Raw genomic sequence first — 13,769 nt, forward strand, 5'->3', positions numbered from 1 at the left:
CGTTCGTACTCAGGCAGCCGGGCGGCGCCCGAGGATCACCCTCAGATCCGCCGCGTTCGCCTCGGTCACCTTCCACAGCTCCTGCTGCCGGCCGTGCACGTCGGCCACCGACGCCGCGTGGTCGTCCAGCAACCCCAGCGCGCGCTCGGTCAGTACCGCGCCGAGGTTCTTGTCGTGTACGGAGATGCCCCACTCGGGCCGGTCGATGTCGGACAGGAAGTACGCCATCTTCGGGTGCGAGATGAGGCTGATGATCGGCGTACCGCAGCCGAACGGGATCATCCCCGCGTGGCCGCGCATCCCGATGACCAGCTTGGTGCGGGCGTACGTGTCCCTGATCGCGTCGTTGTCGAAGTCGTACATCGGGATGACCGGCAGCGAGACGCCGTGCTCGCGCCGCAGGTCGAACGCGATCTTCTCGTCGTCCAGCGAGTGCGCCACGCACTTCACCTCGGCGTGCGCGCCGAGCACCCGCACCGCCTTCGCCATCTCGGCGAGGAAGTGGCCGTAGTCGTGCCCGAAGCGCAGGCCCGCCCGGTCGTACGCCGCGTTGATCAGCACGGTGTTCTCACGGTCGAGCGGGTCGGTCCAGCCGTCGACCAGCTGCCGGGTGACAGTGGTCGGGCAGGGCTGGAAGCGCACCTTGTCGTGCAGCTCGGCGGGGAGCAGCGCGCGTACCTTCTCGATCGAGCCGTGGTTTCGCAGCCCGAAGAAGGAGGCGCGCTCGACGAGGGCGCGCAGGGCGGTGTTGAAGCGCCCGGCGCGGTAGGACTGGCCGTCGAATGCGTTGAAGCCGACGGCGTACACCATGACGGGTACGTCGATACGGTTCAGCAGCCCGTCCGGGACGTTCCACTGCCAGGCGCTGTTGCCGTTGGGCGCGGTGTCGGGGATGAACAGTCCGCCGCCGCCGATGACCAGGCCGCGCCGGGCGTTGACCCGCTCCAGGGCCGCCTCGTCGAAGAGCCGGTGGGCGTGGACCGAGTGCCAGGCGCGCGGGCCGGTGTCGGCGTCGAAGGCCAGCCGTACGCTCTCCGGCAGCAGCTTGTCACCCGCGTTGCCCTGCCGCTCCATGTAGAAGGCGACGTGCGCGAGCTGCTCGGCCGCCACCCCCTCCTGCGGAGCCTGCGGGCTCTGAGTACGCCGCTGCATCAGCCGGCTCGCGCGGTGGGTCGGGTCGACCCGCAGCCCGTCGAGCGCGTGCTGCTGCGCCGCTTCGTCGTCGCCGTGGATCCAGGCGATCTGGGCGAGCCGGCCGAAGGCGGTGGCGGCCCGGTTCGGGGCGGCGGTGGCCAGCAGCAGCTGCGCCCGGGCCTCGTCGTAACGCGAGACGCTCATCAGCGCGTGGCCCAGCACCTCGTGCGGCCAGGCCGAGTCCAGCGGGATGCGTACGCGCCCGAGCAGGTCCACCGCTTCCTGGTACTCGCCCGCCGCGATGTGGGCGGCGGCGACTCTGCGGGCGCTTTCGACATCACTCGTACGCTCGACGTGCGGGGTGCCGAAGTGCACGAGCAGGTCGTGGTGCAAGCCCTTGCCCAGCGCCAGGTAGGCGGCGTGGAACTGCGCGTCGGAAAACTCGAACTCGCGCCAGCGTTCCTCGGCCTTGGCGTATCCCGACTCGCCGCCCTGCCAGGGCTTGTGCCGCCCGGTGAAGTGCAGGATCGCGGTGTCGTCCGGCACGGGCAGGTCGCCGGACAGCCGCCGCTTGACGAAGTTGTAGCGGGCGTCGAGCTGGACGAAGTCCCCGTCGAGTACGGCGTTGAGGATGCCCTGGTCGTGCTTGTCGAGCTCGTAGTCCCCGCTGCGGCCGACCTGGTCGATGCGAGCGCAGAACTCATCACTCAGATACTCGCGCTGAATCACCAGCAGCCCGCTGTTGAGCTTGTGCTGCCCGTAGAAGAACTGCGGTACGGCGGCCAGCCCTTCGCGCAGCTTCAGCAGTTCACCCAAATCCCCCAGCACCACCATGTCGGTGTCCAGGGTGATCACGGTGTCGTAGTCGCGGATGCGGAAGACGTCGAGGATGAAGTAGGCCTTGCGGACCAGGTAGTTGTCCTGGTCCCCCTTGGCGTACGAGTCGTAGCGCGCCGCATCGACGCGGCGCAGCTCGATGCGCGGGTGCAGGGCCCGTATTCGGGCGACGGACGAGGGCTTCAGATCGTCGTGCAGGACGATGAAGTCCTCGCACAGCCCGGGATTCGACAGTGCGAGACTACGCAGGAGCACGAGGAAGCCGGGCAGGTAGTTCTCGTCGACGAAGCCGGCGAAGGCGATGCGGCGCTTGCCGGTGAGGGCACTGGTGGTGGATGTCATCGCAGGGAGATCCTCATGTCACTGACGCTCTGGGCGCGTTCCATGACCCACGCCTTTTCGCTGGTGTATTCGTGCACGGAGGTGATGGGCATGCGCATCGCCTCCTGGAGGCGGTAGGCGCCGCTCTCGTAGAAGTCGAAGCCGATGAGGTCGAGCGTCGGGCTGACATCCAGGAAATCCAGCAGCCACAGCATGTTGAAACCGCTGGTGGGGATGGACGACCACACATCCGTCCCGACCTTGCCGACATTGCGCAGCGGCCAGCGCAGCGACTCGTCGCCGAGGTACTTCTGGGCGCCCGGCACCAGCCGGTTGCGCAGCGAGTGCTTCCAGTCGCCGGAGACGCCGCCGAACACCAGCCGCGTCATCACCGGCTGGTCCCAGTTGAAGCCGTGCTTGTGGATGGTGGCGTGGATGTCCGTACGCCGGCCGGTCGCCGCCGCGTCGATTTTGTACGAGTTGAAGCGGACGACGAGGTCGTAGGCGTCGATCTCACTTCCCAGCGAGCTGCGCCCCACCCGCTGAGAGTTGGCTATGAGGCAGATGGCCTTGCCGGCGATCTGGTTCCGGAACTCCCCCAGGCTGATCCACTCCACCCCGCCGAAGGTCGGGTCGGCGACCGGCCCCCGCATGCGGTTCCTGCGCTGCTCGGCGTAGAGCGTGATGAGCTCCCGCAGTCCGGAGGCCTCACCCCCATTGGCCCCGATCCGCAGGTCGAGATACTGACCGACAGCCGCCTGGATCTCCTGCCCAGGGCTTTTGCCCCGCTCCATGGCAAGCAGCGCACCGACGAGCCGCGCCTCGCCCTGTTCCCACTCCCCACGCCCGTGCAGCGCGAGCCCTTCGGCCCAGACATCGGTGGCGGGCCCGGCGGAGTACTTCCCGGCCCTCGGGCACTCGCGCTCCAGCAGCCGCAGCAGCTCGTCCTGCCGCCGCCCGCCGACCCGCATACCGGCGATCTTGGGTGCGACCCCGAACCCGTCGTCGTCCGTGAGGCTGAGGTAGCGCTCGTACGCCTCGACGGTGGCGGCCTCGTCCCCGATGGCCTCCAGCGTCCGCGCGCGCAGCCGCCACCCGGCCCGCGAGTTCTGCCGCCGGGTCAGCACGGTGTCGCTGATGACCATGGCCAGCCTCAGCTCGTCGTCGTAACCGCACTCCAGAGCCTTGCTTCCGACGGCCAGCAGCGCGTCGAGCAGCTCACCGCTCAGCGCGTCGGCGGGACCGGCGGCCGTGCCTTTGGCGGCACGCCGGATGAGGGCGGTGGCACCGGAGGCGGCGGGGCCGGGCGCCGTCTCCTGTGCCATGGCCTGGACGGCCAGCAACTGCCGCAACCTCTCGGCCAGTTCCGTACGCCGACGATCCAGCCCGGCGACCAGCTTGCCGCTGTGCACGGCGCACGCGCGCAGGCATTCGTCGAGCCCGATCGGCTTGATCCCGGCAGATGACTCATGCGGTGACTGGCCGTCCGGCGCGCCGGTGGGGTTCTCCCCGTCGCGCGGTCTCGGCCATCGGTTGCGGGCCTTCGTCATGATGCTCCAAGGTCTTTCGCCCCGCTGACAGGTTGCGGGTCCGCGTCACCCTAGGAACCCCGCACGACCCCCGGGTGAACTCTCCTCGTCGGCCGGGAAAACTGCTTGCCCCGCCCGGGCGGCCCTTGGCCGCAGCACCCCGGCGCCCCGGCGGTGAGCCGCAGTGCGGCGACCTCGCGGGCGTGCCCAGCACGGAACGTAACCCGTCACTGATCGGCACCTGTATCGACATGATCGCCAGGGTAGGACTCGGCGCGGCACAACACCGTTGACCTCAAGCGCTCTTGAGGTCCTACGGTCGTCCTCATCAGCCGGGCAAGGGAGATGAGGACCAGCCATGGAGTACTCGCACGACGACGCGGGACTCGCGCGCCAGCCGATCGGTTACTGGAGCTGGGCGGCCCACAAGGCGGTCGTCACCCACATCCGGGCCGCCCTCGCGGAACTCGGCCTCAACCAGCCTCAGTGGTGGGTCCTCAGCCGGCTCGTCGGCCATTCGGAAGGAGGCAGGCCGCGCGCGGAGGTGGTGGCCTTCCTGGAGGGCTACCTGGACGTGGGCGTCGCCCTGGAGGACGAGATCGACGCCCTCGCGGCCAGAGCCCTGATCACCCAGGACGACGACAAGCGCCTGCGCGTCACCGATGCGGGCCGGGCGCTCCAGGCAACCACCGCCGCGCGCCAGCAGGTCCTGCGCACGGAGATCCACGCCGACATCACGGACGAGGAGTACGTACGTACTCTCAAAGTCCTCCAGCGCATGATCCACAACGCGGGCGGCCAGGCCTGGCACCACTGAGTGGTCAGACGCTGCTGACCGACAGCTTGGCCGCGAAGCCCAGGAACAGGGCCCCCGCCGCCGAGGTCGCGCCCGCCGACAAGCGCTTGCGGCGGCGGAAGGCGGCGGCCAGGCGGGTGCCGCCGAAGATCAGGGCCGAGAGGTAGAGGACGCTCGCGAGCTGGGCGAGGCTGCCCAGTACGACGAAAGACAGCGCGGGGTGTGCGTACGCCGGGTCGACGAACTGAACGAAGAAGGAGATGAAGAAGAGGATCGCCTTCGGGTTGAGCAGGCTGATCACGAACGCGCGGCGGTACGGACGCTCGGCGGCCGGAGCCACGTCCGCGCCCTCCGTACCGGTGTCCGTGCGCTCGTGGCGGCTGCGCCACATCGACCAGGCCGCGCGCAGCATCCCGATCGCCAGCCAGGTCAGATAGCCGGCGCCCGCGTACTTCACGATCCCGAACAGCAGCGGGTTCGCCTGAAGCAGCGAGGCCACACCGGCGGCGGACAGCACCATCAGCACGGCGTCACCGCACCACACGCCCGCGGCGGCCGTATAGCCCGTGCGTATGCCGCGTCGCGCCGCGACGGACAGGACGTAGAGGGAATTAGGACCCGGCAGAAGAATGATCAGGACGAGCCCGACGAGGTAGGTCGGCAGATCGGTGACACCCAGCATGGGCGGAGTGTCGCATGTACGTACGACACTCCGCCTCTGTGTTTCACATGCCAGGCGGGCGGGCGGCGGCTGTCAGTCCTGGTCGCCGTCGAGAAGGCGGTCCGCCGATAGCTCCAGGGTCACGCCGACGGAACGCGGCAGAGGGACCGACTGGCCGCGCTTGTACGTCGCGACCGTGCCGTACTTGTCGCCCTCGGGGTCGGTGTGCACCAAGACCTGGTCATGCTTGCGGTCCACGACGATGTACACGGGAATGCGTGTCTCGGCGTAGATCTCGGGCTTTGCCCTCGGGTCAGTACCCCAATTCGCGGAGGTGACCTCCATGACCAGGCGGAATACGTGGGGCGCATAGCAGTTTTTCTCGACGAGCGCGTCCTGGAAGTCGGCATCGACGATGGACAAGTCCGGGATCGCGTAGTCACCGGGCCCTGTCGGCAGCCATAGACCGATCCCAGGGCCCATCCGGAGACCGGCTTCATTGCCTCCGGCCCGCCGGAACTCGTAAATCACGTCGGCCAGCGTCAGCTGATGCGGACCGTCCGGCGGTGGCGTCACAAGAATGCTCCCCTTGAGGATCTCCACGCGGTGTCCGGGCAGCCAGCTGGAGAGACGGTCAGCAGCCTCGGCAGTCGTCATCTCACGCTCTATTACAGCCACGGGACCTCCTTCTTCAGGGATCACTGTCTACGAGCGTAGCCGCTGGCACCGGAATACCGCCCGGCGTCACCCGATGGGGTAGCCCTCAGAACGCGTTCGTCGGCACGTACGTCCCCCACACCTCCCGCAGCGCGTTGCACACCTCGCCGACCGTCGCCCGCGCCCGCAGTGCGTCCTTCATCGGGTACAGCACGTTGTCCGTGCCCTCCGCCGCCTTCTTCAGCTCCACCAGCGCCGTGTCCACCGCCGCCTGGTCGCGCTCCGCGCGCAGCTTCGCCAGGCGGGCCGCCTGCTGGGCCTCGATCGCGGGGTCGACGCGCAGCGGCTCGTACGGCTCCTCCGTCTCCAGCTGGAAACGGTTCACGCCGACCACGACACGCTCGCCGCTGTCCGTCTCCAGGGCGATGCGGTACGCGCTGCGCTCGATCTCGTTCTTCTGGAAGCCGCGCTCGATCGCGTTGACCGCGCCGCCCATGTCCTCGACCTTCTCCATCAGCTCCAGCGCGGCGGCCTCGACCTCGTCCGTCATCTTCTCGACGACGTACGAGCCTGCGAACGGGTCGACGGTGGCCGTGACGTCCGTCTCGTACGCGAGAACCTGCTGCGTGCGCAGCGCGAGGCGGGCGCTCTTGTCGGTCGGGAGCGCGATCGCCTCGTCGAAGGAGTTGGTGTGCAGCGACTGCGTGCCGCCGAGGACGGCCGCCAGTCCCTGGACGGCGACGCGCACCAGGTTGACCTCCGGCTGCTGCGCGGTCAGCTGCACGCCGGCCGTCTGCGTGTGGAAGCGCAGCATCAGCGACTTGGGGTTCTTCGCGCCGAACTCGTCACGCATGACCTTCGCCCAAATGCGGCGTGCGGCACGGAACTTGGCGACCTCTTCGAGGATCGTCGTACGCGAGACGAAGAAGAAGGACAGGCGCGGCGCGAAGTCGTCGACGTCCATGCCCGCCGCGACGGCCGTACGGACGTACTCGATGCCGTCGGCGAGCGTGAACGCGATCTCCTGCGCGGGCGAGGCACCGGCCTCGGCCATGTGGTAGCCGGAGATCGAGATCGTGTTCCACTTCGGGATCTCGGCCTTGCAGTACTTGAAGATGTCCGCGATCAGGCGCAGGGAGGGCTTGGGCGGGAAGATGTACGTCCCGCGCGCGATGTACTCCTTGAGCACGTCGTTCTGGATCGTGCCGGTGATCTTGTCGGCCGGTACGCCCTGCTCCTCGCCCACCAGCTGGTACATCAGCAGCAGGAGCGCGGCCGGCGCGTTGATCGTCATCGACGTCGAGACCTTGTCCAGCGGGATGCCGCCGAACAGGACGCGCATGTCGTCGATCGAGTCGATCGCGACCCCGACCTTGCCGACCTCGCCGCTCGCGATCGCCGCGTCGCTGTCGTGGCCCATCTGGGTCGGCAGGTCGAAGGCGACCGACAGGCCCATCGTGCCGTTTGCGATCAGCTGCTTGTAGCGGGCGTTGGACTCGGTGGCGGTACCGAAACCGGCGTACTGGCGCATGGTCCATGGTCGGCCCGTGTACATGGACGGGTACACGCCGCGGGTGAAGGGGTACGAGCCGGGCTCGCCCAGCTTCTCCCGGGCGTCCCAGCCCTCCAGGGCGTCCGGCCCGTACACCGGCTCAATAGGCAGTCCCGACTCCGACTCGCGCGCCATCTGCTGTGCCTCCCGCTGAACGTACTGGCTGGTAATTAACCGACCCTCGCGACGGACTGTAGCGGCGGGCGTGCGGCGGGTGGAGAGCCGCAGGCTGGGACCTTGCTCACAACGTCGCTCTTCCCATCATGCGGGGGCTTTCGCAACCGGGCAGAGCGGGAAAACAGTCTCCAGGGAGATACGAGACACCGGGGGCGGGGATGGACAAGAAGCAGCGGTACGGCGGCCCCATACGCAGAGGGGTGGCGGTGGCCGCCGTCATGGCCGTGACGGCGGGGTGCACGGCGCAGGCGACCGGGCCGGGAACGGCGCCGGGCGGACCGAAGCCGGCGGCGGCTGCGGCCCACGGGCCGGCGAAGTCGTCGCCCGGCGCAGCTCCGGCGGCGAGCACCTCGAAGGCACCCCACGAGCCACCCACACCACCACCAGCACCACCAGCACCACCAGCACCACCAGCACCACCAGCACCACCAGCACCACCAGCACCGAAGATCCTGCTGACGCACGGAGCCGATGGAGCTCAAGTACGCGAACTCCAGGCCAGGCTCCGCCAGATCGCCCACTTCAACCGCACCCCCACCGGCCACTACGCCACTGTCACCGCTGCCGCCGTGTCGTCCTTCCAGGCCAAGCGCGACCTGCCCCGTACGGGCACGACCGACACCGTCACCTGGGACAAGCTCCTCGGGATGACCAGGAAGCCGACGCGCGCCGAACTGCACCCGACGACCGCCAACCCGGTCGCCGAGCCCGACCCGCGCTGCATGACGGGCCGGGTGCTGTGCATCAGCAAGACGAGCCGCACGCTGTCGTGGATGGTGGAGGGGCGGGTGGTGTCGGCGATGGACGTGCGGTTCGGATCCCAGTACACGCCCACCCGCGAGGGGACGTTCAGCGTGTACTGGAAGTCCCGGCACCACGTTTCGACGCTGTACGACAGCCCCATGCCGTACGCCCTGTTCTTCAGCGGCGGGCAGGCCGTCCACTACTCGTCCGACTTCGCGGCCCGCGGCTACAGCGGCGCGTCGCACGGCTGTGTCAACGTCCGGGACGAGGGAAAGATCGCGAGCCTGTTCGCGCAGGTGCGCAACGGCGACAAGGTCGTCATCTACTGGTAGACGGCGAAAGAGAAGAATTAAGTGGCGCGGGCGGGACCGGGGGAACGTGTCCCGCCCGCGCCTGTTGCGCGGAGCCGAAGGTACGGGGGGAACCCCCGGCTCGTCGCGCTGCCGATGACCAGTCGGCTCACTCTGTACTGCGTCACCCACTCGAAAAACGTCACACCACCGCCGACACGAAACCGAAAGCGCTGGTCAGGACTCCGGGCTCCCCGACCCCGCCTCGCGTTCCACGGTGCCGGGAGGGGACGTGCAGGGGCACGCCCGCAGGCCCCCGGTCTCGCATGCGCGGTGCCGGGAGGGGACGTGCAGGGGCGCTCCCCGCAGGGCGTCGAACGCAACCACCCCAACGAAACCCGACGTACCCGAACGTTCGACGCCCGAGGAGACGCCCCGGCGCGGCACCGACCCCGAAGCCCCCGAAAAAGCGCAACGCCCAGAACCGACGCAGCCCCCGCAGGCAGTGCGGCGGGGTCAGCCGGGCTGGGGCGAGGTGCCGACCGTGGCTGACGGTTCGGCCGTCGAAGTGGGCGGCACGGTGTACGAGATGGGCGGCACGGCGCGGTGGATGCCGTGGGGTGCTCCTTGGCTCCCGTCACGCCCGTCCGACCCGCCGCCGTTCTTCCCGCCGTTCTTGCCGTCGTCGTCGCGGCCTTCGCCGTCCCCGTCGCCGCCTTCGTAATTCGGGTCCCGGTCCCGGTCCCCCTCCCCCGCGCCCTCACCGGAGCCGTCCAGCACACGGTCGCAGAACCGCTCCACCCGGCCGGCGCCCTTGGCCGCCGCCTCCAGGCGTCGTTGGCGGTCGGGGGCGAGGCTGCCGGCGCGGTAGTCCTGGCAGGCCTTGACCGTCTTGCCGTACCAGTCACGGGCCCCGGAGCCGTCGCCCGTTCCCGGTGTGGCGGCGCCGGTCCAGTCCGGGAGAGCGGGTGATGCGCCGGTGTCCGACCCCGGCGAGGACTCGTGCGTACCGCCGGTTTCGCCGTTTCCGTCGCCGCTGCCGCTGCCCGGCGTCTCGTGCGCTCCGCCGGGGGTGCCGGTGCTGTCCGGTGTGGGGCCGCCGGGGCCGCCCGGTTCCGGGGTGGTGGCCCCCGGGGTGGCAGGCGGTGGTGTGGCGGCGGCGGACACGGAGGACGCGGGCGCGGGCGCGGGGTCGCCGCTGCGGCCGAACGGGCTCGGCAGTACGCCGGTGCCCGCCGCGACCGCGACGCCGCCGAGCGCGACACCGGCGAGTGCCCCGGCCAGCCCGAGGCGTACGGGGCGTGCCCAGCGCACGGGCACGGGCACGGGCGCCTTGCGTCCGATACGGATCGTGGAACAGACCTCGGGGGATGCGGCTCTGGCCTTGCGGAACGCCGCCAGCGCGGCCGCCTCGCCAGGGAGTTCGCCCGCCTCGTGGCCGCCGGCCCGGGCCACGCCGTCCAGCGCGGTGGTCAGACGCTCGGCCTGGGCGCGCGCGCGTTCGCCGACAGGCCCGACAGGTTCTCCGCGCAGCAGGCGCTCCGCCGCGTCCTTGTCGAGCCACTCGTAACGCTCGTCGGCCATCACATGTCCTTCTGCGTCCGCACGCGCGAATGCGTCACACCGGCGGACGTCACCCGGCCCGGGCGCGGACCTCGCTGGGGCGGTACGCCGCCGAGCTCCGGCCTCCCACCGGCCGGGCCCGCAACCGTACCGCTGCCACTGCCGTCACTGCCCTCGGGGCTGCCGGCGTCCGCCGCGTTCAGCAGCTCGGCCAGCCGCTTCAGGCCTCGGTGCGCGGCGGTCCGTACGGCGCCGGGGCGCTTGCCCAGGGTCTGGGCCGCGCTCTTCGCGTCGAGCCCGACGACGACGCGCAGGACGACGGCCTCGGCCTGGTCCTGCGGGAGCTGGGCGATGAGGGCGAGGGTGTCACCGGTCGCAAGGGCTTCCATCGCCTCGCCCGCGGTGTCGGAGGCGCCGGGCTTCGTGGCGAGTTCCGTCTCGTCGCCGCCGACGACGGGGCGCCTGCCCCGCATCCGGATGTGGTCGAGCGCGCGGTTGCGCGCTATGCGCGCCGCCCAGCCCCGGAACCGGTCGGCGTCCCCGCTGAACCTTTCGAGATCGCGGGCTATCTGGAGCCACGACTCGGAGGCGACGTCCTCGGCCTCCGGGTCGCCTACCAGCGTTCGTATGTAGCCCAACAGCCGCGGGTGCACGGCGCGGTACACAGTACGGAAGGCGTTCTCGTCCCCGTCCTGTGCCGCGAGCACCGCGGCGGTCAGCTCCGCGTCGTCCCCCAGCACTCCCTCAACCTGTCCCAAGTCGCAGCTGGTCACCACTGCCGCGCAGCCCAGCGCGAGTCAGCACGCTACGACGTTGGAAGGGGTCGCGTCCACGGCTTGTACAACGTGCAACTGTCTGCTGACAGAGAGCGCTGTGACAGAAAACGCATCCCCGGCGCTGAGAGTAGTACGGGCCGCCGCACGGTCCGCGGACGGCGACCGGGGCCTCTCCTGTGGGGGGTGGCGGCCCCGGTCGTCCTTCCACGGCCGGCGGCGGCCCCACTCAGCCCTGACGCGCCCCTCCCCTCGGGCCCTCCCGACGTCCTTTCCGGCGTCGACGGCGTGGCTTCACCGTGTGCGGGATTCGCCATCGCCGTGGCCCTGGGTGCCGTTCCCGCCCGACCGGTCGGCGGTGCCGGCTTCTTCCTTGCCGGCTTCTTCCTTGCCGGCTTCTTCCTTGCCGGCTTCTTCCTTGCCGGCGGGCTTGCCCGGACCGGCGGGCTTGCCCGGACCGGCGGGATTCCCCGCATCGCCGGGGTTCCCGGGAACCCCGGCGCCGTCGCCGTCCGGCTTCGCCGGGGGCTGCGGCGCCCCGGAAGCCGCGCCCGGCTTGGGGGCCCTGGAGTCGAACGGTGCCTTCGTGGAGCCGGGGCCCTTGTCGCCGGTGCCCGGACCCGGCTGCCGATTCTCCGCCGCCAGCAGGCCCTCGCAGTACGCCTCCACCGTCAGCCCGGCGTCGGCGGCGTCGGCCGTCAGCCGCTCGGAAGCCGTACCGCGGCCGGAGGCGGAGCGCCCGTGGGACATGAGGTACGCGACGCAGTGCGCCACGTCGTCCTGGGCCCGGGCCGGGCGCGCGGGGCCCGAGCGGGTGACGCCCGCCGAAGGGAGGCGCTCCGCGCCTTCCTCCACCGGGCCCCCTGCGCTCGCCCCGGCCGCCCCCGCCGCGCCGGGCGTCGCCGGGGTACTGCTGCGGGTGGTGGCCGTCCCCGGACCGGCCCCGCTGCCGCCCGAGCCGCCGTCGCCGATCGCGAACGGCGACGGGATCACCCCCGTGCCGCCCGCCAGCGCCACCCCGCCCAGCGTCACCGTCGCCGCGGCCGAGGCGAACGCGGCCCTGACCGGCAGTGCGCCGCGCCACCGCCGCGAGGGCCGCCAGTCGTCGCGCCTGCGCGCCTGCCACCAGCGCCCCGAAAAAGCGTACGCACCGGAGTCGCGCGCCTCCCGGTACGCGGCGAGCGCCGCTTCCTCGGCGCCCGGCACCGCACCCCACTCCGCACCCGGCTCGGCGCCCGACACCGCGCCCGACACCGCGTTCGCCCCGCCGGGGCGGGTCGCGTACCGGCGTACGGCGGCCAGCAACGCCTCAACTTCCGGCGTGGCCGGCGCCTCACCCACCGCTGCCCGTCTCCGTGCCCGTGCCCGTTCCCATACCCGTCTCATGTCTCATCTTTCAGCGTGCGCGGCGCCGCAGACGTCACAGCTCCCACCCGGCCGCCACCGGCCAGCTGCTCCGCCAGCCGCTTGAGTCCGCGGTACGCCGAGGTCCGCACCGATCCGCTGCGCTTGCCCAGCACCCGGGCCGCCGCGGGCCCGTCGAGCCCGACGACCACACGCAGCAGCACCGCCTCCGCCTGTTCGCGCGGCAGCGTGGCGATCATTTCCAGCGCCTGCCCGGTCGACAGCGCTTCGAGCGCGTCGTCGGCGGTGTTCTGCCGGCCGGGAAGGTCCAGTACGTCCTGCTCGATCAGTGACGTACGGGGTCTTCGCTTCTGCTTGCGCAGGTGATCCAGCGCGCGGTGACGGGCGATCGTCGCCGTCCAGCCGCGGAATCCCGCCCCGTCACCGCGGAACCGCCCCAGATCCCGCGCGATCTCCAGCCACGCCTCGGATGTCACGTCCTCGGCGTCCTCCCCCACCAGTCCCCGCACGTATCCGAGCAGGCCCGGATGCACAAACCGGTACGCCGAAGCGAACCCGCTCTCGTCCCCCTGCTGGGCCCGCTCGACGGCAGCACCCAGTTCCGCGTCGTACGCCTGTGTACGACGCCGCTCCCCGCCCCTGACCACACGTCCCTCTTCGTGCCGACTCGGCACTGGTCACCGTGCCCATGCCCCCTGGGGAGCCAAGCCCCCCATTGCTCTGCGCCGGGAGGCACAGAAACGTCACAGCTTCTTCTCCCGGCCCGGCGCAGACTTCCATGAGAAGGCCACCGCCAAGCTCGACGGCGTCGGCCGGCGAGAGCCTCGTAACCCGCTTCAGGCCTGGCAGACGGCCTTACGGGTCCGACCGTGAAGCAGCAGATAGAACCGCTGCACCGACTCCTCCGAACCGGCTTCGAACCGGTTGACGACCTTCCCGAGCGGGTTCCACACCCGCCCGTCGGGCATCCGCACTCCGACCGACTGCCGGAACAGGTCACGCTGTTCGTCCCCGAAGTCGACCCAACGCCCGCCCGCCCGGCGGACGATGACCTCACCGGTGTACGCCCCGAGCCCCCGTAGCACCGCGTCGATCCGCGCACGGTCGGGCGCGTTGCGCCGCAGCCCGTCGACGACGAGGTCCACGAGCCGGAGGCTGGCCACCGAGTAGTCGAGCGGCAGCCGGTTGCGCAAGGTGAGCTGCTCGACGAACTCGGCGGCGTACCCGCGCATACCGGATGCACCGGGCAGCTCCAACTCCCCCTCCCCCACGGGCTCAACCATGTACCCACGCTCCTCCGGCTCAGCCGATCAACGCCTTCCACTGACCAAGCGACGGGAGCCTCAGGAACATCACGCACAACACCATGT

The 13,769-nt window shown here is 70.7% G+C and carries 12 protein-coding genes; 2 read left to right on the forward strand and 10 right to left on the reverse strand.

Annotated elements, in window-relative coordinates:
- Nucleotides 1-9: 9 nt before the first annotated feature.
- Nucleotides 10-2,313: a glycosyltransferase gene (locus AC1P0E_RS12585; RefSeq protein ID WP_482742269.1), complete on the reverse strand. Its 2,304-nt coding sequence runs from the start codon at nucleotides 2,311-2,313 to the stop codon at nucleotides 10-12.
- Nucleotides 2,310-3,842: a glycosyltransferase family 29 protein gene (locus tag AC1P0E_RS12590; RefSeq protein ID WP_482742270.1), complete on the reverse strand. Its 1,533-nt coding sequence runs from the start codon at nucleotides 3,840-3,842 to the stop codon at nucleotides 2,310-2,312. The genes AC1P0E_RS12585 and AC1P0E_RS12590 overlap by 4 nt, the downstream gene beginning before the upstream one ends.
- Before the next feature lie 337 nt (nucleotides 3,843-4,179).
- Here AC1P0E_RS12590 and AC1P0E_RS12595 point away from each other — a divergent pair, with 337 nt between their 5' ends.
- Entirely contained in the window at nucleotides 4,180-4,638 is a 459-nt protein-coding gene (locus AC1P0E_RS12595) for a MarR family winged helix-turn-helix transcriptional regulator (protein ID WP_482742271.1), read from the forward strand.
- A gap of 4 nt (nucleotides 4,639-4,642) precedes the next feature.
- Here the strand turns inward: AC1P0E_RS12595 and leuE are convergent, their stop codons facing one another.
- The 3 genes from leuE to AC1P0E_RS12610 form a co-directional block, all read right to left on the reverse strand.
- Nucleotides 4,643-5,299 (reverse strand): leucine efflux protein LeuE, encoded by a 657-nt coding sequence (leuE, locus tag AC1P0E_RS12600; RefSeq protein ID WP_482742272.1) that lies wholly within the window; start codon nucleotides 5,297-5,299, stop codon nucleotides 4,643-4,645.
- A gap of 72 nt (nucleotides 5,300-5,371) precedes the next feature.
- Nucleotides 5,372-5,956: a Uma2 family endonuclease gene (locus AC1P0E_RS12605; RefSeq protein WP_482742273.1), complete on the reverse strand. Its 585-nt coding sequence runs from the start codon at nucleotides 5,954-5,956 to the stop codon at nucleotides 5,372-5,374.
- An 85-nt stretch (nucleotides 5,957-6,041) separates the two neighbouring features.
- Nucleotides 6,042-7,622: an acyl-CoA mutase large subunit family protein gene (locus AC1P0E_RS12610; protein ID WP_482742274.1), complete on the reverse strand. Its 1,581-nt coding sequence runs from the start codon at nucleotides 7,620-7,622 to the stop codon at nucleotides 6,042-6,044.
- Between the two features lie 200 nt (nucleotides 7,623-7,822).
- Here AC1P0E_RS12610 and AC1P0E_RS12615 point away from each other — a divergent pair, with 200 nt between their 5' ends.
- On the forward strand, nucleotides 7,823-8,740 hold the full coding sequence (locus AC1P0E_RS12615; protein WP_482742275.1) for a L,D-transpeptidase family protein: 918 nt from the start codon (nucleotides 7,823-7,825) through the stop codon (nucleotides 8,738-8,740).
- Nucleotides 8,741-9,214: 474 nt separating this feature from the next.
- On the opposite strand, the gene AC1P0E_RS12620 is transcribed toward AC1P0E_RS12615, so the two are convergent.
- From AC1P0E_RS12620 to AC1P0E_RS12640, 5 genes are all read right to left on the reverse strand, one after another.
- On the reverse strand, nucleotides 9,215-10,282 hold the full coding sequence (locus AC1P0E_RS12620; RefSeq protein ID WP_482742276.1) for a hypothetical protein: 1,068 nt from the start codon (nucleotides 10,280-10,282) through the stop codon (nucleotides 9,215-9,217).
- Nucleotides 10,282-11,001 carry an RNA polymerase sigma factor gene (locus AC1P0E_RS12625; protein ID WP_482745737.1) on the reverse strand — a complete coding sequence of 240 codons (720 nt, stop codon included), beginning with the start codon at nucleotides 10,999-11,001 and terminating at the stop codon, nucleotides 10,282-10,284. The genes AC1P0E_RS12620 and AC1P0E_RS12625 overlap by 1 nt, the downstream gene beginning before the upstream one ends.
- Nucleotides 11,002-11,328: 327 nt before the next feature.
- On the reverse strand, nucleotides 11,329-12,375 hold the full coding sequence (locus tag AC1P0E_RS12630) for a hypothetical protein (protein WP_482742277.1): 1,047 nt from the start codon (nucleotides 12,373-12,375) through the stop codon (nucleotides 11,329-11,331).
- Nucleotides 12,376-12,416: 41 nt separating this feature from the next.
- Nucleotides 12,417-13,046: an RNA polymerase sigma factor gene (locus AC1P0E_RS12635; RefSeq protein ID WP_482742278.1), complete on the reverse strand. Its 630-nt coding sequence runs from the start codon at nucleotides 13,044-13,046 to the stop codon at nucleotides 12,417-12,419.
- A 189-nt stretch (nucleotides 13,047-13,235) separates the two neighbouring features.
- A complete protein-coding gene (locus AC1P0E_RS12640) occupies nucleotides 13,236-13,682 on the reverse strand; it encodes a hypothetical protein (protein WP_482742279.1) in 447 nt (148 codons plus the stop codon).
- Between the last annotated feature and the right edge of the window lie 87 nt (nucleotides 13,683-13,769).

This window comes from Streptomyces sp. TRD_SC_5 (genome assembly GCF_056836825.1).